Here is a 20,434-nt window from a genome sequence, read left to right as displayed (position 1 = left end):
CGCAGGGTCTCGCGCATTTTCCGCCCCGCGTTTCCGGTCCGCACGAATACGCTGTTCTCCTGTCCGGAAGGCGCCGCGCGCAGCGTTTTCCGAATCACGTTTAACCTGCTCCGTCGCGGATAACTGTGAAGGATTGTCCCTGTAGCGGCCGAGGCGAACCCTCGGCCGGCTTCCTCCTACGGAGAGCCCGACCTCCATGAGCGCACACATCAACGATCACGAAAGGAATCTGGGCGGACTGCCGCGGGTAGCACAGGCGGATTCGGTGCGGGTAGTCCGCGAGAGCGGACCGTACGGCCGGGGCCGGCTCGGGATGGACACCGGCGTCCAGGCGGGCGCCGTCGAGCTGCGCATGCCGATGGGGCTGACCCTCGAATCGTGGCGGCGCGTCGGACAGCACCTGAAGAGGATCACGGAGTCCTCCGCGTGGTGGCTGGGGGACTGGCTGGTGTACGGGGAGCGGGCCTTTCCCGACCGCTACCGCCTGGTGATCGAGGAGACCTCTCTCGACTACCAGACGCTGCGCAACTACGCCTGGGTGGCGCGGAAGTTCCCGGCGTCCCGTCGACGGGACGGGCTCAGCCTGCAGCACCACGCCGAGACGGCCTCCTTGCCGGAGCAGGATCAGGACTGCTGGCTCACCCGGGCGGAAAAGGAGAAGTGGTCGGTGAAACGCCTTCGCCGGGAGCTGCGTGAACGCCGCAGGCTGCGCACGGGCGGCGAGCAGCGACCCGAACAGGTCGTCATACCGTTGAACACCGATCGCGCGGAGCGCTGGGCGCAGGCCGCGGACGCCGCCGGGCTGCCCCTGGTCGACTGGATCGCGGAGACCCTGGACGAGGCCTCGACCGACAGCTGACCGCTCGATATCGAACAAACGGGCCGCATTCTCGGCGGCTTTTTTCGCTGCCGTTCCGATGAAATCTCAAACAACGTCGCGGGAACCGTCCGGGCGCTTGACATTCGAGAACGCGCGATGTTTGCATTGCATTCCGATAACAAGTGAACGATTAACGGAAAATGCGGAGTATTGCGATGACCTCAGTCGCGCAGCAGATTCGCGACATCGACGTCCGCCGCCGCATCGACATGCTGGCCGACCCCGGCTCCTTTCTGGAATTCGGCAGTCGCGCCCGGCATCGGGTCACCGCATTCGGCATGGATGCCAAGCGGCCCGTCGGTGACGGGGTGGTGACGGGAAACGCGACCATCGGCGGCCGCCCGGTAGGGCTGTACGCACAGGACTCGGCCGTCCTCGGCGGCTCGCTCGGGGAGATGCACGCCGCGAAGATCGTGAGCGTCCTCCGCCAGGCGGAACGGGCCAGGATCCCGGTCGTCGGGCTCCTCGACTCGGGCGGCGCCCGCATCCAGGAAGGGCTCGCGGCGCTGGACGGCTACGGGGCCATCTTCAGGGCCAACGCCCAGCTCTCCGGCCGGGTGCCGCAGCTCAGCCTGATCCTCGGCTCCTGCGCCGGCGGCGCCGTCTACTCGCCCGCGCTGACTGACGTGGTCATCATGCTGCGCGACGGCGCCCACATGTTCCTCACCGGTCCCCAGGTGGTCAAGGCCGTGACGTTCGAGGACGTCACTCCGGGCGAACTGGGCGGATCGGAGGTGCACACCCGCCAGTCCGGAGTGGTCCACCTGGTGGCGGACCACCCCGCCGAGGCGATGGACCTGGCCCGCAGGGTCCTGTCGTACCTGCCCGACTCGTGCTGGTCCGAGGTGCCCATGGCCGAACCGGCAGCGCCGGGAGTCCTCCCCGCGCTGCCGGACAACCCGCGCACCGCCTACGACGTGCGCCAGGTGATCGACGGGATCGTCGACGGCGGCAGCTTCCTCGAACTCCAGGCGCGCTTCGCCCGCAACCTGGTCATCGGCTTCGCCCGGATCGAGGGCCGCGCGGTCGGCGTCGTCGCCAACCAGCCGCAGGCCCTCGCCGGCGCGCTGGACATCTCGGCCTCCGAGAAGGGGGCGCGGTTCGTCCGCCTCTGCGACGCCTTCGGCGTGCCGCTGGTGACGCTCGTGGACACCTCCGGCTTCCTGCCCGGCACCAAACAGGAGTCGAACGGGGTGATCCGCAAGGGCGCCAAGCTGCTCTACGCCTTCTCCGAGGCGACCGTGCCGCGGCTGACCGTGGTGCTGCGCAAGGCGTTCGGCGGGGCCTACATCGTGATGAACTCCAAGTCGCTCGGCGCCGACGCCGTCTTCTGCTGGCCGCGGGCGCAGATGGCCGTCATGGGGGTCGAAGGGGCGGTGGACATCGTCTACCGGCGCGAACTGGGCCGCGACCCGTCCGCCCGCCAGGACCTCATGGCCGACTACGAGCGCGAGGTGATGGCCTCCCACCTCCCCGCCGAGCGGCTGTCCGCCGACGAGATCATCGAACCCTGGCAGACCAGGTCCGTCCTGGCCGCCACCCTGCGCACGCTGGCCAGTGCCGTGCGCCCCCGCTTCCGCCACGACAACCTTCCGCAGTGATGGGGTACCGACATGCCGGCCAGAAGAAACGACGTGATCCGGGTCATCGTCGGTGAGGACATGGACCTGGTCAGGGGCGCCCTGGTCGCACTGCTGGAGCTGGAGTCCGACATCGAGGTCGTCGGGGCGGTGCCCGCGGGCAAGGAGATCATCGCCACGGCCAGGCACCGCAACCCGCGGGTCGCCGTCATCGACGCCGACCTCAACGGCAAGGACGGCCTGGAGGCCGCGGTCGAGCTGAAGCAGAACCTGCCCGGCTGCGAGACCCTGCTGATCAGCAGCCTCGCCAAGCTCCCCACCGTACGGCAGGCGCTGTCGGCCGGGCTGGGCGGGCTGATGCTGACGAAGTCGTCACCCGAGCGGCTGGCCGACGCCATCCGGCGGGTCGCGGCCGGCGACCGGGTGTTCGATCCCGACGTGACGCTGGCCGCGTGGGAGTGCGTCGACTGCCCGCTGACCGAGCGTGAGCTGGAGGTCCTCCAGCTCACCGCGGAGGGCGACGAGGCCAGGGAGATCGCCGGCCGCCTGTTCCTGTCGTCGGGGACCGTACGCAACTATCTGACGGTCATCGTGAGCAAGCTGAAGGCCCGCAACCGCATCGACGCGATCCGCATCGCCAGGGAAGCCGGCTGGATCTACTGAGCTACCGGGTGTCCCCGTCCGGGATGAACTGCCCGAAGCGTCCCCCATGGTAGAGGAGCGGCTCCCCGGACCCGGCGATCCGCGTGCCGAGGACCAGGCCGACGACCAGCACGTGATCCCCGATGTCCGTGGTGGTGTACGGGGCGCAGGTCAGGTGGACGGCGACGCCGTCCAGCAGGGGAGTGCCCAGAGGGTCGGTGTGCCAGTGCGTCGGCGGGGCGAAACGGTCGCCGTTCCTGCGGGCGAAGCGGGCCGCGAGGTCCGCCTGGCCGGCGGAGAGCACGTTGACCGCGAACCGCTCCGCCTTGCGCAGCCACGGCCACGTGGACGACGACTGACCGATGTAGAACGACACCAGCGGCGGCCTCAGGCTGACCGAGGAGAACGAGGTCGCGGTCAGCCCCACGGGCACGTCCCCCACCGCGGCCGTGACGACCACGACCCCGGCCGCGTGCCCGGCCAGCGCCCGGCGGAACTGCTCCTCCCCGGCGTGGCCCGGCAGGTCGCGGTTCACCGGCGGGTCGCCGCTCATCAGCCGGACGGGCTCAGCGGGGCACGGTGATGGGCCGCCGTCAGGTCCTCCAGCGTCGGCACCACCTCGTTCGGCGTCGGGCAGTCGAGCATCTCCTCGCGGATCCGCGCCGCGCCCTCCCTGAAGGAGCTCTCGCTCAGCAGGTGGGCCAGGCTGTCCCTGACCCCGGCCGCCTCCCTGGCCGGTCCCGGCGGCAGGTAGATGCCGGCGCCCAGCTTCTCCAGCCGCCGGCCGCGGTAGACGTCGTCCCACTGCCAGGCCAGGTTCAGCTGGGGCACGCCGTAGAAGACCGCGCTCGACCAGGTGCCCGCGCCCCCGTGGTGCAGCACCGCGGCGCAGTCCGGCAGCGCCACGTGCATCGGGACGCTGTCCACCACCCGCACGTTGCCCGGCAGGGGACGCAGCCGCTCGCCCTCCGCGACCGTCGCGAGCACCTCCACCTCGAGCTCGGCGACCGCCTCCAGCAGCTCGGCCACCGCGTCCAGCCCGGAGAAGCCCGTTGTGCGCGCGGTCATGCCCTGCGTGACGCACACCCGGGGACGCTCCGGGGGAGTCCGCGACCACGGCGGCACCACGGCCGGCAGCGGCCCGTTGTACGGGATGTGCCGCATCGGCACCAGCGGCTGGTCCAGCTCGAAGCGCACGCCGGCGGGCATCTGGTCGATCGTCCACTGGCCGGTGACCACCTCGGGGCTGAACGCGCACCCGTGGCGGGCCAGCGTCCAGGTGAGCCACTCGCGCAGGCCGTCGTCCCGGCGCTCCTCGGGCTCGATGGCCAGCAGCTCCTGGAATCGCTCGTACGCCTTCAGGAAGAGGTCGGGCCCCCACAGCAGGCGCGCGTGCGCGGCCCCGGTGACGTGCGCCGCGATCGCCCCGGCGAACGTGAACGGCTCCCAGATGACCAGGTCGGGCCGCCACCGGCGTGCGAAACCGACCAGATCGTCGATCATGGAGTCGTTGTTGATCTGGGAGTAGAAGGTGGCCGTGAGCATCGTGGTCGAGGCCTCCAGGAAGGCCCGGTCCAGCAGTTCGGTGCGGCCCTCCAGGTAGTCCGCGTTCTGGTGCAGGGCGAACACCCCCGGGGCGGCGGCGGCCATCACCTGCTCGACCCGGTGGTCCTCGCCCACGGGCACGGCGGTCAGCCCCGCGCCGGTGACGCTGCCGGTCAGCGCCGGCTGACTGGCCACCCTGACCTCGTGCCCGGCGGTGCGCAGCGCCCACGCCAGCGGCACCATCCCGTTGAAGTGGGCGTCCATGGCGAACGCCGTGAGCAGCACGCGCATCGTCATCTTCCCTTCGCCATCGGCAGCTTCAGCACGGCCCGCGCCACGGGCGAGCGCATGCGGCGCAGCGGCGGCCCGTCGATCTCGATCCCGGGCAGCCGCTCGGCGACGGCCCGCAGCACCTCGGTCGCGATCACCCGGGCCGGCGGGGCCACCAGCGACTCGTATCCGCCACCGGTCAGCGACAGGCTCGGCCCCGGCTCCCCGGCCAGGTCGAAGTCACCGGCGCCGGACGAGGGGTCGCGGTTGGCGGCGTCCACCAGGATCACCACGTGGTCGTCCGCCTCGATCTCCTGGCCCGCGACGGTGAGCGGCCGCTGGGCGATCCGGCTGACCAGGCGCACCGGCGGCGCCCAGCGCAGCGTCTCCTCGACGGCGCGGGCGGCCAGGTCCGGGTCCCGACGCAGGGCCGCCCACTGGCCGGGACGGCCGAGCAGCGCCTCGACCGCGCCGGTCAGCGCGCCGGTCGCGATCTCGGCCCCGGCCACCAGATGCAGCAGGCAGACCTCGACGACGTCGGCCCTGTCGTACCCGGTGGCCAGCAGGGCGCTGACCGCGTCGTCCCGCGGCTCCACCGCCCGCTCCGCGACCTGGGCGCGGGCGAGCTCGCGGACGCGGCCGATGGCCTCCTCCAGTTCCAGGGCCACGGGCAGGCGGGGCGGGCAGAGTACGGCGTCGAGGGCGACCCCCGGCGTGGCCAGGTCGGCGGCCGTGACCGGCACGCCGAGCACCTTCGCCACGGCCGCGGCGACGGCGGGCCTGACCAGGTCGGTGACCAGGTCGAACCGGGGGCCCAGCCGGTCGAGCACCGGCAGGACCGCGCCGCGCACGTCGGCGCGCCACGCCCCGGCCGTGCGGGGGCCCAGCACCGGGTCGCAGAGCCGGGCGAGCCTCGCGTACTCGGCCAGCGGAAGGGTGAGCGGCGCCCCGCCCGCCGGGGTGACATGGCAGGTCCGCCAGGTCTCCCACAGGTTCTCCCGTACGTGGTCCTGCCCCGCGTCCGGGTGACGGGTGTCCAGGCCCGGCTCGGCCAGCAGGGCGGCGGCGACCCCGGCGTCCGCGGTCACCCAGGCGCCCAGCTCGCTGCGGTGGAGCGGGCCGCGCCGCCGGATCTCGGCGCCGAGGGCGGCCGCGTCGTCGCCCTCCCCGTTCAGCAGCCGGGCGAAGGGGTCGCCGAGGGCGCCGAGCACGAAGTGGAAGCCGCGGACCGTGAGCAGGTGGCGGCCCAGCTCGCTCTCGGTGACGGTGGTGGTCATGGTGATGCTCCTTCCTTGACGGCCGGCCGGTCGGCGTGGCGGGCGTGGCGGGCGTGCTCGCCGATCGCCGAGGCCAGCGGCCGGTGGACGGCGGCGGCCAGCGCGTGCCCCATCTCCGGGATGTCCAGCACCCGGGCGCCGGGGATCAGCTCGGCGACGTGCCGGGCGTGCGGCGGGGGCGCCGCCGGGTCGTGCCCGGCCTGGATCGCCAGCGTGGGCACGGTCACGCGGGCCAGCTCCGCCCCGCGGGAGACCGGCGGCTGAGGGATCAGGTGGTGCGTGATCGGCTCCTGGAAGGTGCCCGCGTGGGCGACGGCCCGCAGCTCGCGGCGGCGGAACTCGTCGGCGTCGAACGGCACGCCCGTCCCGTTGAGCAGCCGCCACTTCTCCACCCGCCGTTCCAGCTCGCCCTCCGGCCCGTCCACCGGCTCCGACATGAGCGCGATCACCTTGAGGAAGCGCTCGGTGGGCGGCGGCAGGCCGTCCCCGGTGGAGCTCCCGTTGGCGGCGCTCTCGATCGCGGCGTCGAAGTCGACGTCGAGCGCGCCGCCGAGCATCACGGTGAGGCTGAGCAGCCGCCCGGGGTGGTCGACGGCGAGCAGCTGGCCGATGGTGTGGCCCAGCGACATGCCGACCACGTGCGCGGCGGCGACCTCCCACCCGTCGAGCACGGCGAGCGCGTCCAGGACCAGCTCGTCGTACCCGTACGGACGGCTCTGGAAGTCGCACCGGGTCGAGCGGCCGGTGTCGCGGTGGTCGTAGCGGATGACGTGGAAGCCGTCCCCGGCGAGCAGTGCGACGAACTCGTCGGGCCAGGACATCGCCGACAGGTTGCCGCCCGCGACGAGCAGCATGGGCGAGCCCGCGGGGTCGCCGAAGTCCTCGCTCCACAGCGTGACGTCGCCGCGGGTGATCAGGCGCGTGCTCATGGGGCCTCCCCGGCCGGGGCGAGGACGAGCAGGGACAGGTCGAAGGGGACGGTGGGGGAGGGCAGGCGGTGCACGGACTCGACCTCGAGCCCGGCCCGGGAGGCCAGCTCCCACCAGGCGTCGCGGGTGCGCAGCCGGCCGCCCAGGAACACCAGCATGCGCAGGTCGAGCTCGGTGAACAGCTCGTTGCTCGCGTTCTCCTCCAGGTCGTCCCGCTCGTAGACGAGGATCCGGCCACCGGGCTCCAGCGACTCGGCGCAACGTTCCAGGATGCGCACGGCCTCCTCGTCCGGCCAGTTGAGCAGCACGAACGAGAGGATCATCACGTCGGCCGTGCACGGCAGCGGCTTGAAGAAGTCGGCCTCGACGACCTCGGTCCGCCCGCCCAGCCCGGCGGCGGCCAGCTGTTCGCGGGCGGCGGCCGCGGTGCCGGGCAGCTCCACGAGGGTGGCCGTCACGTGCGGGGCCAGGCGGGCGATCGCGATCAGGAAGCCGCCGGTGCCGCCGCCGACGTCGCACACGTGCCGGACGCGGCTCCAGTCGAAGGCCGCGGCCGGGGCGTCGTAGGCGACGTCCTGGTCGCAGGCCATCAGGCCCTCGAACGACTCGCGCAGGTCGGGACGGCCGGCCAGGTCGTCGTAGAACGGCCTGCCGTAGACGTCGGCGTAGGTCGGGCGGCCCTCGCGGACCGCGTCGAGCAGCCGGATGAACCCCACGTCGGCCCTGGCCACGATCTGGTCCATGTCGTGCCAGGCCCGCTGGGCGGCCGGGTGGTCGTCGGCGAGCATCAGGCCCACCTCGGTCGGCGCCAGACGGCCCGGCGCGGGCTCGCTGAGCACGCCGACCGCCACGAGATGGCGGGTGAGCCGGGTCAGCGCGTCGGGGTCGGTGCCGGTCTCGGCGGCCAGCTCCCGCGCGGTGTCCGCGCCGGCCTGGATGCGGTCCACCAGCCGGAGGGTGGCGGCCACCCGCACCGCCATCGGGGTGTGCAGGCTGCCCAGGCGGATCAGCGTCCTGAGGGCGTCGGTGTCCTTCATCAGGGGCGCCAGCCGCCCTGCTCCGGCCACGGCTCGCCCAGCTGCCGGTACGTGCCCTGGTAGTCGGGCCAGTCGCGGTGGTCGCGGATCTTGCCGTCGACGATCCTGATCAGGTGGATCTGCTCGCCGGCGAACCTGCGGCCGGTGGCCGGCATGCCGACCAGGTTGCCGACGTGGCGGCCGTAGAGGACGAGCTTGGCGCGCACCCACTCGCCGTTCTCCTCGTAGCCGACCTCCTCCAGATGCGCCTCGGGGGAGAAGGCGTACTTCAGCCATTTGACCGCGCCCGCGAACGCCTCCGGCCCGCGCGCGTCGGGGTAGTGCTCCAGGGCGCCGGGGTTGAGATATTCGGGGTGGATGTACTCGGCGACGTCGCCGGTTTCTCCGCTGTTGTACGCGCGCACCATTCGGCGGACGGTGTCGATCTGCTGACTCATGGCGAACTCGCTTTCCACGGGGAAATGTCTCTTCGATTATTCGCACTGTCGTCGGCGGGGGACAATGTGGCTGAACCCGTTCTCGACCGGTTCTCCAGGACCGCTCGAATACTGATGAACGTGGACACATCGACGTACAAGAAACAGGTCGCGGACGTCTTCGACACGTCGGCGGCGACATACGACAGGATGGGCGTCGAGTTCTTCACGCCCATGGGCAGGCGACTGGTCGAGCTGGCCGCGCCCGCCCGCGGCGAGCGGGTGCTGGACATCGGGTGCGGCAGGGGCGCGAGCCTCTTCCCCGCCGCTGAGCGGGTGGGCCCGAGCGGCTACGTGCTGGGCATCGACGTGGCCCCCGCGATGGTGGCCGAGGCGCGCGCGGAGATCGAGGCCCGCGCCCTGGGCAACGCCGTGGCGCGGGTGATGGACGGGGAGCGGCCCGAACTCCCGGACCGGTCCTTCGACGTCGTGCAGGGCGGTTACAGCATCATTTTCCTGCCGGACGCGCCGGCGGCGCTCGCGCGCTACGGAAAACTGCTCGTGAAAGGCGGGAGAATCGCTTTCAGCAGCCCGGTGTTCAAGACCGGGATATTTCCGTTCCTGCCTCCCGAGTTCACCCCGCTCATTCCCCGCGAACTTCTCGGTCATCTGCCGCCGGAATGGCAGCCGGAAGCGCTGGTGCGCCGGTTCAACAGCTGGCTGGAACGGCCCGAGGACCTGGCGGCGACGCTGGAGCGGGCGGGCTTCTGCGACGTCGCCGTGCTCGACGAGCCGGTGCGGATGACCGCCGCGTCGGCCGAGCAGTGGGTCGACTGGTCGCACACCCAGGGCATGCGGCTGCTGTGGCAGCACCTGCCCGCGCCGCAGGCCGCCGAACTGCGCGAGCGCCTCATCGGCGGGCTGGAGGCGCTGCGGCGCGACGGCGGGCCGCTGGTCATCGACGTGCCCGTCCGCTTCGTCACGGCCCGGGTCGCCCGCTGACCGCTGGTCCGATCAGGGTGGTCAGAGTGGTCAGGGCGGTGGCGAACGCCGCCCTGTCCGCGTCCGGGCCGCCGGCCCGCGCGGGCAGCAGCGGCACCACCGTGCCGGGCCCTCGGCGCACGGCGGCGTGCCGTCGCGCGATCGTGCTCAGCCCCTGGCCGGGGCCCGCCTCGACGCAGACGGTGCCGGGCGGGCCGGCCGAGAGGATCTCGTCGAGCGCCGGCCAGAACCGCACCGGCGCCACCGGCTGCCGCGCCCAGTACTCGGGGTCGGCCGCCAGCTCCCGGGTCAGCGGCCGGGCCGCGTACCCGGAGTACAGCGGGATCCGCGGCGCGCTCACCGGCGTGGCCGCGAACCCCGCCACGGCGGGCCCGACGGTGTCGGCGAGCGACGGGCTGTGGAAGGCGATCAGCGTGGGCACGGGGGCGCAGGTGAACCCCTCGGCCCGCAACGCCCGCTCCACCTCGGCCAGCGGCCCGCTCGGCCCGGCCACGATCGTCTGCCGGGGCGCGTTGACCGCCGCGACCACGACCTCCTCGGTCAGCACGCCTTCCAGCGCCGCCACCCCGGCCGAGACCGCGAGCATGCCGCCCGGCGGCGCTCCCGTCAGGAGCCGGACCCGCTCCCGCACGAGGGCGGCGGCGTCGGACAAAGTGAAGACCCCGGCCAGGACGGCGGCGGCCACCTCGCCGATGCTGTGTCCCAGCATGACCCGGGGACGCACGCCGTGCTCCAGGAGCGTCCTGCCGAGCGCGTAGTCGACGGCGAACAGCAGCGGCTGCGCCCGCGTGACGTGGTCCAGCGGCACCCGGGGGCGCTCGCTCAGCCAGTCGCGGCGCAGCGCCTCGCCTTCCTCGCCGAAGGCCGCGAAGACCTCGTCCATCGCGGCGGTGAACCGGGGCTCCCGGCCGTACAGCCCCCAGGCCATCCGCGGATGCTGGGCGCCCTGCCCGGGGAACATCAGCAGGACCGCGTCCGTACCCATGTCACGTCCTCTCGTCCGACGCCCACGCGGGGCGGTCCAGCATCTCCACGACCGCGCAGGACCAGCTGAAGCCCGCCCCGACGCTCGCCAGCAGGCACAGCCCGCCCGGCCGGAGCGCCCCGGCCGAGGCCAGGTGGTCCAGCCCGGCGATCGGGTCCCCGGCGCCGAGGTGGCCGACGTGCCTGCTCCACGGCCAGGTGGTCCGTTCGGGCGCGATCCCGAAGGCGGTGAAGAAGGCCGCCTTGAGCCGGCGCAGGCCGAGGTGCGGCAGGGCGAAGCAGTCGATGTCGTCCAGGCCGGCCCCCGCCTCGTCCAGCGCGCCGCGCAGCGCGGCCTCCTGGCCGGCGCCCACCCGCGCGGCCGTCGCCGCGGCGCCGCTCTCGCGCACGTAGGCGCGCTTGTGCAGGCCGAGGTCCACGGTGGGCTGCTCGTCCGGCGACGGGTCGCCGTACGGGTCGCCGCCGCGGTGCATGCCCTCCAGCTCCGGGTCGGAGACCGTCACCAGGCTGCGCAGCCTGGCGAACCCGGCCGAGCGCGACACGACCAGCGCCGTGCCGCCGTCGGCGTAGACCGTGCCGGGATCGCTCCGCCAGCGTTCGAAGCCCGGCGGGGTCATCCGGTCCCCGGTCGTGATGAGCGCGCCCGTACGCGTCCAGCGCCGGGCCAGCTCCAGCGCGGCCATGCCGCCGTTGGAGACCTGCCTGACCTCCATCGCCGGGCAGGCGTTGCCGACGGCGACCCGCTGGACGTACGAGGCCGGCGCCCACAGGTGATGGCCCTGGAAGTACAGGCTCGCGTGCAGCACCAGGTCGATGTCCCCAGGTCCCGCGCCGGCGCGGCCGAGCGCCGTCCGGGCGGCCCGCGCCGCCATCTCGGGCCCGGTCTCCTTGCCCGCCGTGGCCACCGCGCGCATGCCCGTCGAGGCGGCCAGCGCGGCGTCGCACGCGCCCGAGGCCAGCGCCTCCGCGACCGGGACGGCCGGGGGCAGCCAGGCCGCGCAGCCGGCGATGTACAGGTCCTCGCTCATGCGCGCACGACCATCGCGCTGTTGAACCCGCCGAACCCCCTGGCCACCACCAGCGCGGCGGTGCCGTGAGCCGGCCGGGGCGCGCCGGTCACCAGGTCCACGGGCAGCTCCGGGTCGGCGTCCGTCACGTTCGCGGTCGGCGGCACCACGCCGTCGCGCAGCGCGAGCAGGGCGGTCAGCAGGTCCAGCGGCCCCGCCCCCGAGTACAGCCGGCCGGTCAGCGTCTTCGGGGCGGTCACCGGGACCCCGCGCGGCCCGAACACCGCGGCCAGGGCCTCGGCCTCCGCGGCGTCCAGCTCGGGGACGGCCGCGGCGTCCGCGACCACCATCGCCACCTCGCCGGGTGCCACGCCCGCGTCGTCCAGCGCGGTCTCGACGGCCCGTACCAGGGTGGACGGGCGGCCCGAGCCCGGCGGCGGGTCGAAGCTGGCGCCGTAGCCGGCGATCCGCCCGTACCCGCGCGCGTCCGGCCGGTCGGCCTCCAGCGTGAACATCGCGCCGCCCTCGCCCGGCACGTGCCCGCGCGCCCGGCGGTCGAACGGCAGGTAGGCCGTGGCCGGGTCCTCGCCGGTGCTCAACCGGCCGGACCGGACCTGGGCGGCCATGCCGTACGGGCACAAAGAGGAGTCCATGCCGCCGGCCACCATCAGCCGCGCCCCGGCGGTGACCTTGCGCCGGGCGTGGGCGACCGCGTCCAGGCCGCCCGCCTGCTCCGCGACGAGCACGCCGACGGGCCCGCGCAGGTCGTTCCGGATGGAGATCTGGCCGGTGTTGACCGCGTAGAACCAGGCGAAGGACATGTACGCGCTGACGTGGTCGGGGCCCTCGCTCCACAGGTTCTGCAGCTCGCGCTGGCCGAAGTCGAAGCCGCCCGAGGCGCTGGCGGTGATCACACCCATGTCGAGCGGCGCGTCTCGCCCGGCCCCGGACTCCTCCAGGGCCCGGTCGGCGGCGAACAGGGCGTACCGCGTCATCACGTCGGTCTGCGGCAGCAGCCGCGCGGGCAGGTGCTCCTTGGCCACGAACGCGTCGGCGCGCCCGCTCAGCGGGCAGGGCGGCCCGTCCTGGCCGGTGCGGGGCGCGGGACTGATGCCGCTCCGCCCCTTCAGCACGGACGCCCAGTAGTCGCCGGGGCTCAGCCCGTTGGGGGCGACGACTCCCGCCCCGGTCACCATGACGTCGGTCATCAGGCTCACCCCTCGAATCGGCGCAGCAGCATGGCGCTCTGGAACCCGCCGAACCCGCTGCCCACGGTCAGCGCGGTGCCGACGGGCTGCTCCCGCGCGGTCACCGGCACGTAGTCCAGGTCCAGCTCGGGGTCGGGCTCGCGCAGGTTCGCGGTGGGCGGGATCGCGCCCCTGGCGACGGCCAGCGCGACGGCCGCCACCTCCAGCGAGCCGATCCCGCCCAGCGAATGCCCGATCATGGATTTGATCGAGCTGATGGGCACCCGGTAGGCGTCGGGGCCGAGCGCCCGTTTGAAGGCCGCGGTCTCGTGGCGGTCGTTCTGCTTGGTGGCCGTGCCGTGCGCGTTGACGTAGCAGATCTCGGACGGGTCGCAGCGGCCCTCGGCCAGCGCCGCGGTGATCGCCGCGGCCATCTCCGCGCCGTCGGGCCGCAGACCGGTCATGTGGTACGCGTTGCCGCGCGAGGCGTAACCGGTGATCTCCGCGTACACCCGCGCGCCCCGGCGCCTGGCGGACTCGGCCTCCTCCAGGACGAGGACCGCGCCGCCCTCGCCCAGCACGAACCCGTCGCGGGTGCGGTCGAAGGGCCGCAAGGCGGTGGCCGGGTCGTCGTTGCGGGGGGAGGTGGCCTTGATCGCGTCGAAGCAGGCGACGGTGATGGGGGCGATCGGCGCGTCGGTGCCGCCCGTCACCATCACGTCCACCAGCCCGTCGCGGATCAGCTCGACCGCGTACCCGATCGCGTCGATGCCCGAGGTGCAGCCCGCCGACACGACCGACACCGGCCCCTCGGCGCCGGTGGCCCAGGCCAGCTCTGCCGCCATCGAGCTCGGCACGAAGTAGTCATAGAGGTAGCGCGAGGCGAGGGTGTGGTCCACCTCCCAGCCGGCGCCGCCGTGACTGATGGCCACGTACTCCGACTCCAGCTTCTGCGTGCAGCCGACCGCGCTGCCGAGCGCCACCCCGGCGCGGTGCGCGGCGGCCTCGTCGATGCGCAGCCCGGCGTCGGCGACGGCCTCGCGGCAGGCGACCACGGCGAACTGGGCCGCCCGGTCCAGCCGCTCGGCGTCCGCCGCGGACAGCCCGGCCGACTCGGGGTCGAAGTCGCACTCGGCGGCGATCCGCGAGCGGAACGGGGACGGGTCGAACGTGCTGATCCCCCGGGTGGCGGTGACCCCGGACACCAGGAGGTCCCAGAACGCCTTGACCCCCACCCCGCCCGGGGCGACGACGCCGAGCCCGGTGACGACCACGCGCCTGCTCATGCCGGCTCCGTGACCGTGGTGCGGGTCTGGCGCGTCTCGTACAGGACGGGCTCGCTGGCGGCCAGCGCGCGCAGCGCGGCCGCGTGCGGCGCGAAGCCGGGATGGGTCACCGCGGCGCGGAACGACTCCTCGTCCCGCCAGGCGGCCACGTTGACGTAGCGGCTCCCGTGCTGGCCGGGTTCGAGCGGGCCGGGTTCGAGCGGGGCGGGTTCGAGCGGGGCGGGTTCGAGGGGGCGCAGCAGCTGGTGCCACAGGAAGCCCGGTCTGGCGGCCATGAACTCGGACGTGGCGGCGAACGCCCGCTCGAACTCCTCCGCCGGCGCGTGCAGCAGGAACGTGTTCACGAAGGTGACGTGTGGCATGCGGGCTCCTCGGCTCCTCGATCGGCAGCGGGTCCGTACAGGAACGGGTCCGTACAGGACGACGGGTCCTTACAGCACGACTCCGTACGGCACGACGCTGCCGCGCCGCTCTCGCGGCCCGGTCGAACCCAGGTCGTCCACCGCCATTCGAGCGCCCGGTGCGAGGCTGGCGCCCACCGAAGGGAGAACTCATGTCCGACCAAGGCCCGCACGCGCTGGTCACCGGCGGCACCAGCGGCATCGGCCTCGCCGTCGCCCGTGCCCTGGGAGACAGCGGCGCCAGGGTGTTCCTGTGCGCGCGTGACGGCGACGCGGTCGCGCTGACCGTCAAGCAGCTGCGAGAGTCCGGGATGGACGCCGACGGGACCACGTGCGACGTGCGCGACCCCGCCGCGATCCAGGACCTCGTCCAGGCCGCGCGCGACCGCTACGGCCCGATCGACATCCTGGTCAACAACGCCGGGCGCGGCGGTGGCGGGGCCACCGCCGAGATCGCCGACGAGCTGTGGCTCGACGTCATGGAGACCAACCTCAACGGCGCCTTCCGGGTGACCAAGGCGGTGCTCACCACCGGCGGCATGCTGGAGCGCGGGCACGGCCGCATCGTCAACATCGCCTCGACCGGAGGCAAGCAGGGCGTCGTGCTGGCCGCGCCCTACTCGGCGTCCAAGCACGGCCTCGTCGGCCTGACCAAGGCGCTGGGCCTGGAGCTGGCCAAGACGAACATCACGGTCAACGCCGTGTGCCCCGGCTATGTCGAGACGCCGATGGCGCGGGGAGTGCGGCAGCGGTACGCGGACTTCTGGGGGATCACCGAGGAGGAGGTGCTGACCCGGTTCGAGAACAAGATCCCGCTCGGCCGCTACTCCACGCCGGAGGAGGTCGCCGGGATGGTGGGCTACCTGGTCTCGGACACGGCCGCCTCGATCACCGCGCAGGCGATCAACGTCTGCGGCGGACTGGGGAACTACTGACAGACCGGAGAGGCTCATGGCGACGTCCGCCATCCACCAGACCGAACACCAGATCACCGTCGCCGCGGAACCGGCGGCGGTCTACGCCGTGCTCGCCGACGCGGGCGCGTGGCCGGCGGTCTTCCCGCCGACCGTGCACGTCGAGGTGCTCGCCCACGACGACCGGCAGGAACGCGTCCGCATCTGGGCGACCGCCAACGGCAAGCCGAAGAGCTGGACGTCCCGGCGGGAGTTCGACCGCGAACGGTGGCGCATCCGCTTCCGCCAGGAGGTGTCGGCGCACCCGGTGGCCGCGATGGGCGGCGAGTGGATCGTCGAGCCCGACGGCCGCGGGAGCACGCGGGTCCGGCTGACCCACGACTTCCGCGCCGTCGGCGGCGACAGCGCCTCGGTGAGCTGGATCACCAACGCGGTCGACCGCAACAGCGAGTCCGAGCTCGCCGCCCTGCGCCGGGCCGTGGAGACCCCCGGCCGGCTGCTGGCCTTCGAGGACTCCGTACGGGTGCGGGGGGACGCGGCGGACGCCTACGCGTTCCTCTACCGCAGCGACCTGTGGCACGAACGGCTGACGCACGTGGCCGCCATCACGGTGACGGAGGAGACGCCCGGCCTGCAGACGATGGACATGGAGACGCGCTCGCGTGACGGCTCGACGCACACCACGAGCTCGGTGCGGGTCTGCTTCCCCGAGCACCTCATCGTCTACAAGCAGCTGCGCACCCCGCCCCTGCTGTCCCTGCACGCCGGCCGGTGGACGGTACGGCCCGACGGCGACGGAGCGGTGGTCACCTCGGCGCACACGGTGGCGATCGCCGACGAGGCGGTCACCGCGGTGCTCGGCCCCGACGGCACCGTGGCGCAGGCCAGGGAGCTGGCGCGCAAGGCGCTGAGCGGCAACAGCATGCTGACGCTGAGCGCGGCCAGGGAGTACGCCGAGAGCCGCCGCCGGACGGCGTCGGTCTGAACCCCCGCACGAAGGGAGGCCTCCCGCCATGTGGCGGGCGGCCTCCCTTCGTGTCGTGCGGGTGCGGGCCGGGTGACGGCCTCGGGTGACGGACCTCAGGTGACGGACAGGGCGCCGTCGATCGCGATCACGGTGCCGCTGGCGTACGCGGCCTCCGGGGCGGTGACCTGCGTGATCCACCAGGCGACCTCCTCCGGCGTGCCGATCCTGCCGACCGGGACCCGCGAGCGCATCCCGTCCAGGAAGGCGGTGTAGTCGGCGCGGGGCATCCCGGCGCGGACCCCGGCGTCGGTGTCGATCACGCCGGGCGCGATCCCGACCACGCGGATTCCCCGCGCGCCCAGCTCCACGGCCCACGACCTGGTGAGCAGGTCCAGGCCGGCCTTGGTCGCGCCGTACACCGCGTTGCCCGGCCAGGAGCGCAGCCCGAGCGCGCCGGCGGAGCTGACGTTGACCACCACGCCCTCGGCGGCGGCCAGCGGCTCCAGCACGGCCTGCGTGAGCAGGATCGGCGCGATCAGGTTCGTGGCGGTCTGCGTCTCGATCCGGGCCCGGTCGAGGGTGCCGAGCGCGCCGAAGGCGCCGGCGCCGGCGTTGTTGACCAGGACGTCCACCCGGCCGAACCGCCGCCCGGCCGCCTCGGCGACGCTCTCGGGGCCGCCGTCCGCCGTCAGGTCCGCCTCCAGCGGGTGGATGCCGTCGTGACCGGCGGCGGTCTCCTTGAGCGCGCCGGCGTCACGGCCGACGATCAGCACGCCGCACCCCTGCCGGGCGAAGGCGTGCGCGGTGGCGCGGCCGATGCCCGACCCGCCGCCGGTGACGATCACGATCCGGTCCATCTCTGTCTCCTCAGCTCTTTTTCGGCGCGGTTCAAGCGCGGTTCGGGCGGTTCAGGCGCGGTTCAGCGCGGTCAGCCGTTCCAGCACCGGCACGATGTCGTTCGGGGCCGGGGTGGCCACCATCTCCGCGCGCAGCCGCGCGGCCCCCGCCGCGTAGGCGGGATCGTCCAGCAGCGTGATGATCCGCTCGCGCAGGTGGTCGGGGGAGAGCTTCTCCTGGTCCTCGATGACCAGGCCCGCCCCGGCAGCGGTCAGCGCCAGCGTCTTCTCCTTGGAGTCCCACATCAGGTCGGGCACGATCAGCTGCGGCACACCGCGCGCCAGCGCCGTCATGAAGGTGCCCGAGCCGCCGTGGTGGATGATCCCGGCGCACGACGGCAGCAGCGCGTCGAGCGGGACGAAGTCGACCGCGCGCACGTTGCCCGGCAGCGTCCCCAGCCGGTTCCGCAGCTCCGGCGCGAGCGCGGCGACCACCTCCACGTCCAGGCCGTCCACGGCGGCCATCAGGTCGCCCGCGGCCACCGTCCCGCCGTCCTCGACCTCGCCCAGCGAGATTCCCAGGGTCAGGCAGACCCTCCTCGGGTACGGCGGCGTCTCCCGCAGCCAGCCGGGCAGGGCCGAGCGCCCGTTGTACGGCACGTACCGCACGTTCACGTAGGGGAGCCCGACCGGGGCGCGCATGGAGGGCGGGGTCGGGTCGATCGTCCACTGGCCGAGGACCAGCTCCTCGTCCCGTTCGCGCAGGCGTTCGCCGTGCCGGGCCAGCGTCCAGCCCAGCCACTCGGTCAGCGGGTCGTCCCGCAGTTCTGCGGGCCGCTCGTCGAGCAGGGCGCGAAAGGCCGTCCGGTTGCGGGCCATCTGGTCGGGGCCGAACAGCAGCCGGGCGTGCGCCGCGCCCGTCACCCTGGCCGCGACCGGCCCCGCCAGCGTCAGCGGGTCCCAGATCACCAGGTCGGGGCGCCAGTCGCGGGCCACCTCGACCAGGTCGTCGATCATCTGCTCGGAGCAGACGTTCTGGAAGACGAAGGCGGTCATCGCGCTGAACATGCCCAGCGCGCGCTCCCACGGGTACGGGTCGTGCCGCGAGTTGCTCATGGCCAGCCCGCCCAGATTGCGGTCACCGGCGAAGCTGGAGGTGGCCTGCTGCGTCTCGGGCTCCAGGTCCAGCACGGGCCCGACGGGCACGGCGGTCAGCCCGGCCGCCGTGATCGTGTCGGCCAGCTCGGGCTGGCTCGCGACGATCACCTCGTGGCCGGCCGTGCGCAGCGCGGACGCCACCGTGACCTGGGCGTAGAAGTGGGACGGGGCGGCGAACGTGGTGAACAGGACTCGCATCGACGACTCACCTTCTGGCCGTGGCGGCCACGGACGGCGCGGACAGGCTCTGCAGGCAGGCCACCAGGCTGCGCGCCTGGACGTTCAGGTAGTTGCTGTGCTTCAGCAGGTCGGCCAGCTGGTGCAGGGGCATCCAGCGGTAGTCGGCGTCGTCCTCCACGTCCGCCTCGACGACGAGGTAGGTGTTGACCGCGCGGTAGAAGCGCCCGCCCTCCTCCGAGAGCGCCACCGCGTACCGCACCTGCTCTGCGGGGGCGTCCAGCACCGTGTCCAGATACCTCGGCCGGGCCGCCGCCGGCAGCGCCCGCAGGTTGCCCGGGGTGCACTGCACGGTGGGCGCCAGCTCCACCACGTTGACGTAACCCGGCTCGACCCTGGCGTGCACCAGCGCGTGCAGCACCCCGCCGATCCGGCGGACGACGAACGCCACGACGCCGTCGCCGATGGGCTCGATCATCGGCTGGCTCCAGCCGGTCACCTCGCGCGAGCCGGCGGCCACGTCGACGCCGATCACGTCGAAGAACAGCCCGCTCTCGTGCGAGATCCGGCCGTCGGCGCGGTGCCAGGCCGGCAGCCCCGCGAGCGGCACCACCCTGGTCGTCACCTCCGACTGCGCCCTGATGCCGGTGATCCAGCTCAGGATCTCCGGCATCGGGTGCAGGCTGCCTTCGGCGCTGCTGCACGAACGGGCCAGCGCGAGGCGGAAGTCGTCCTCGGCGGCGTCGCTCAGCGGGTGCCGGTCGAAGCCGGTGAACGGCAGGCACGACAGCACCGTGCGGGCGTCCATGTTGATCAGGTTCTGCACGCCGAACAACCGGTTCAGCTGGCCGAAGGTGAGCCAGCGGAAGTTCTCGCCGACCGGGACGTCCCCGTCGACCTCCACGATCATGTTGCGGTTGCACTTCTGGTAGAACCAGGCCCCCTGCTCCGACTGGAGCACGTCGGCCAGCACCCGGTGCCGGGCGCTGTCGCGGAAGTACTCCAGGTACGGCACGGCCTTGCCCCGGTGCACCCGCTGGAAGTTGCTCCGCGTGGCCTGGACCGTCGGCGACAGCTGCAGCCCGTTGGCGTTGCCCGGCTCGAACTTGGCCTGCATCAGGCAGTGCAGCACCCCGTCGAACTCCTTGACCAGGATGCCGAGGATGCCGATCTCGGGCTGCACGATGATGGGCTGGCTCCAGCGCGGCACCGCGGCGCCGGGGACGTGCACGTCGATGCCCGTCACGCGGAAGAACTTGCCGCTGTGGTGGGCGTAGTCGCCCGTCCGGGCGTCCCGGCTCCAGCCCGCCAGCTCGTCGAGCGAGGCCCGCTCCACCCGGTGGGCGGCCCGCTCGGACCGTTCGGCGAACCAGGCCCAGAACTCCTCCAGCCAGTCGCCGGCCAGCATGGACCGGACGATGCGCGCCGTCAGCCTGCCGTTCGGCCGGGACCGGATCGCGTGACCCCGGTGCGGGCTCATCCCGGGTCCATCCCGTCCCGGGTGATCCGCCGGTGCTTGACCCGCCAGCCGTCCGCCGAGCCGACCAGCAGGTCGGCGCAGACCGTGCTGCGCCGCGGCACCACGTCGCCGCCTTCGGCGATCTCCAGCACCAGCGCGTAGCTGCGGGCGGTCAGCCCTTCGGGGTGCGGCCGCACGGCCAGCATGCCGATCCAGTGCCTGCGGGTGATCCCGGCGGCGGCGAACTGCGCGGCCGTCTTCCTGGCCGCCTCGGCGATGTCACCCGCGCCGCGGACGACCGTGTCGCCGACCTCGAAGACGCCGTCGTCGGTGAACGTGCCGGCCCACTCGTCGGTGGCTCCGGAGTCGAGCAACTGCATCTGGCGCGCGTAGAACCGCTGCGCCTCCTCATAGTGCGCATCCATGCCGCCACGGTCGTCGGCCCGGCTAGAGGGCCGCCTGACTTGTGTTGGTCCATCA

The 20,434-nt window shown here is 73.3% G+C and carries 21 protein-coding genes; 6 read left to right on the top strand and 15 right to left on the bottom strand.

The window, feature by feature from the left end; genetic code table 11:
- Positions 1-265: 265 nt before the first annotated feature.
- The 3 genes from OUY22_RS05080 to OUY22_RS05070 all read left to right on the top strand — a co-directional run bounded on the left by OUY22_RS05080 (position 266) and on the right by OUY22_RS05070 (position 3,123).
- A complete protein-coding gene (locus tag OUY22_RS05080; protein WP_270153569.1) occupies positions 266-859 on the top strand; it encodes an LmbU family transcriptional regulator in 594 nt (197 codons plus the stop codon).
- 176 nt (positions 860-1,035) lie between these two features.
- Entirely contained in the window at positions 1,036-2,481 is a 1,446-nt protein-coding gene (locus OUY22_RS05075; protein ID WP_270153568.1) for an acyl-CoA carboxylase subunit beta, read from the top strand.
- 12 nt (positions 2,482-2,493) lie between these two features.
- Complete coding sequence (locus OUY22_RS05070; protein WP_270153567.1) at positions 2,494-3,123, top strand: response regulator transcription factor; 630 nt, start codon at positions 2,494-2,496, stop codon at positions 3,121-3,123.
- A gap of 1 nt (position 3,124) precedes the next feature.
- Here the strand turns inward: OUY22_RS05070 and OUY22_RS05065 are convergent, their stop codons facing one another.
- The 6 genes from OUY22_RS05065 to OUY22_RS05040 are packed head-to-tail and all read right to left on the bottom strand — an operon-like array spanning position 3,125 to position 8,597.
- A complete protein-coding gene (locus OUY22_RS05065) occupies positions 3,125-3,655 on the bottom strand; it encodes a flavin reductase family protein (RefSeq protein ID WP_270153566.1) in 531 nt (176 codons plus the stop codon).
- Positions 3,655-4,938 carry an activator-dependent family glycosyltransferase gene (locus OUY22_RS05060; RefSeq protein WP_270153565.1) on the bottom strand — a complete coding sequence of 428 codons (1,284 nt, stop codon included), beginning with the start codon at positions 4,936-4,938 and terminating at the stop codon, positions 3,655-3,657. Before OUY22_RS05060 ends, OUY22_RS05065 begins: the two co-directional genes overlap by 1 nt.
- 2 nt (positions 4,939-4,940) lie before the next feature.
- Positions 4,941-6,194: a cytochrome P450 family protein gene (locus tag OUY22_RS05055; RefSeq protein WP_270153564.1), complete on the bottom strand. Its 1,254-nt coding sequence runs from the start codon at positions 6,192-6,194 to the stop codon at positions 4,941-4,943.
- Positions 6,191-7,123, bottom strand: coding sequence for an alpha/beta fold hydrolase (locus OUY22_RS05050; protein WP_270153563.1), 933 nt, complete (start codon positions 7,121-7,123; stop codon positions 6,191-6,193). Before OUY22_RS05050 ends, OUY22_RS05055 begins: the two co-directional genes overlap by 4 nt.
- On the bottom strand, positions 7,120-8,160 hold the full coding sequence (locus tag OUY22_RS05045; protein WP_270153562.1) for a methyltransferase: 1,041 nt from the start codon (positions 8,158-8,160) through the stop codon (positions 7,120-7,122). The genes OUY22_RS05050 and OUY22_RS05045 overlap by 4 nt, the downstream gene beginning before the upstream one ends.
- The gene (locus OUY22_RS05040; RefSeq protein WP_270153561.1) at positions 8,160-8,597 is read right to left on the bottom strand and encodes an ester cyclase; all 438 of its coding nucleotides are present in this window, start codon (positions 8,595-8,597) and stop codon (positions 8,160-8,162) included. The genes OUY22_RS05045 and OUY22_RS05040 overlap by 1 nt, the downstream gene beginning before the upstream one ends.
- A gap of 120 nt (positions 8,598-8,717) precedes the next feature.
- Here OUY22_RS05040 and OUY22_RS05035 point away from each other — a divergent pair, with 120 nt between their 5' ends.
- Entirely contained in the window at positions 8,718-9,578 is an 861-nt protein-coding gene (locus OUY22_RS05035) for a class I SAM-dependent methyltransferase (RefSeq protein WP_270153560.1), read from the top strand.
- Here the strand turns inward: OUY22_RS05035 and OUY22_RS05030 are convergent.
- The 5 genes from OUY22_RS05030 to OUY22_RS05010 are packed head-to-tail and all read right to left on the bottom strand — an operon-like array spanning position 9,556 to position 14,404.
- Positions 9,556-10,563 (bottom strand): acyltransferase domain-containing protein, encoded by a 1,008-nt coding sequence (locus OUY22_RS05030; RefSeq protein WP_270153559.1) that lies wholly within the window; start codon positions 10,561-10,563, stop codon positions 9,556-9,558. The two genes, OUY22_RS05035 and OUY22_RS05030, sit on opposite strands and share 23 nt — an antisense overlap.
- 1 nt (position 10,564) lies before the next feature.
- Positions 10,565-11,590 (bottom strand): ketoacyl-ACP synthase III family protein, encoded by a 1,026-nt coding sequence (locus OUY22_RS05025; RefSeq protein ID WP_270153558.1) that lies wholly within the window; start codon positions 11,588-11,590, stop codon positions 10,565-10,567.
- The gene (locus tag OUY22_RS05020) at positions 11,587-12,777 is read right to left on the bottom strand and encodes a beta-ketoacyl synthase N-terminal-like domain-containing protein (protein WP_270153557.1); all 1,191 of its coding nucleotides are present in this window, start codon (positions 12,775-12,777) and stop codon (positions 11,587-11,589) included. Before OUY22_RS05020 ends, OUY22_RS05025 begins: the two co-directional genes overlap by 4 nt.
- Positions 12,778-12,782: 5 nt before the next feature.
- Complete coding sequence (locus OUY22_RS05015; protein WP_270153555.1) at positions 12,783-14,042, bottom strand: beta-ketoacyl-[acyl-carrier-protein] synthase family protein; 1,260 nt, start codon at positions 14,040-14,042, stop codon at positions 12,783-12,785.
- Positions 14,039-14,404 carry an antibiotic biosynthesis monooxygenase family protein gene (locus OUY22_RS05010; protein WP_270153554.1) on the bottom strand — a complete coding sequence of 122 codons (366 nt, stop codon included), beginning with the start codon at positions 14,402-14,404 and terminating at the stop codon, positions 14,039-14,041. Before OUY22_RS05010 ends, OUY22_RS05015 begins: the two co-directional genes overlap by 4 nt.
- 191 nt (positions 14,405-14,595) lie before the next feature.
- Between OUY22_RS05010 and fabG the strand changes: the two genes are divergently transcribed.
- Positions 14,596-15,378 (top strand): 3-oxoacyl-ACP reductase FabG, encoded by a 783-nt coding sequence (gene fabG, locus OUY22_RS05005; protein WP_270153553.1) that lies wholly within the window; start codon positions 14,596-14,598, stop codon positions 15,376-15,378.
- A gap of 16 nt (positions 15,379-15,394) precedes the next feature.
- Positions 15,395-16,342, top strand: coding sequence for an aromatase/cyclase (locus OUY22_RS05000; RefSeq protein ID WP_270153552.1), 948 nt, complete (start codon positions 15,395-15,397; stop codon positions 16,340-16,342).
- Positions 16,343-16,437: 95 nt separating this feature from the next.
- Here the strand turns inward: OUY22_RS05000 and OUY22_RS04995 are convergent, their stop codons facing one another.
- The 4 genes from OUY22_RS04995 to OUY22_RS04980 are packed head-to-tail and all read right to left on the bottom strand — an operon-like array spanning position 16,438 to position 20,379.
- Positions 16,438-17,181, bottom strand: coding sequence for an SDR family NAD(P)-dependent oxidoreductase (locus tag OUY22_RS04995; RefSeq protein ID WP_270153551.1), 744 nt, complete (start codon positions 17,179-17,181; stop codon positions 16,438-16,440).
- A 51-nt stretch (positions 17,182-17,232) separates the two neighbouring features.
- Positions 17,233-18,516: an activator-dependent family glycosyltransferase gene (locus tag OUY22_RS04990; RefSeq protein WP_270153550.1), complete on the bottom strand. Its 1,284-nt coding sequence runs from the start codon at positions 18,514-18,516 to the stop codon at positions 17,233-17,235.
- A 7-nt stretch (positions 18,517-18,523) separates the two neighbouring features.
- The gene (locus OUY22_RS04985; RefSeq protein WP_270153548.1) at positions 18,524-19,975 is read right to left on the bottom strand and encodes an NDP-hexose 2,3-dehydratase family protein; all 1,452 of its coding nucleotides are present in this window, start codon (positions 19,973-19,975) and stop codon (positions 18,524-18,526) included.
- Positions 19,972-20,379: a nuclear transport factor 2 family protein gene (locus OUY22_RS04980; protein WP_270153547.1), complete on the bottom strand. Its 408-nt coding sequence runs from the start codon at positions 20,377-20,379 to the stop codon at positions 19,972-19,974. The genes OUY22_RS04985 and OUY22_RS04980 overlap by 4 nt, the downstream gene beginning before the upstream one ends.
- Positions 20,380-20,434: the final 55 nt, after the last annotated feature.

This window comes from Nonomuraea corallina, assembly GCF_027620315.1.
Lineage (GTDB): Bacteria > Actinomycetota > Actinomycetes > Streptosporangiales > Streptosporangiaceae > Nonomuraea > Nonomuraea corallina.
Note: the sequence above shows the minus strand (reverse complement) of the source record. Positions and strands in the feature narration are given on the sequence as shown.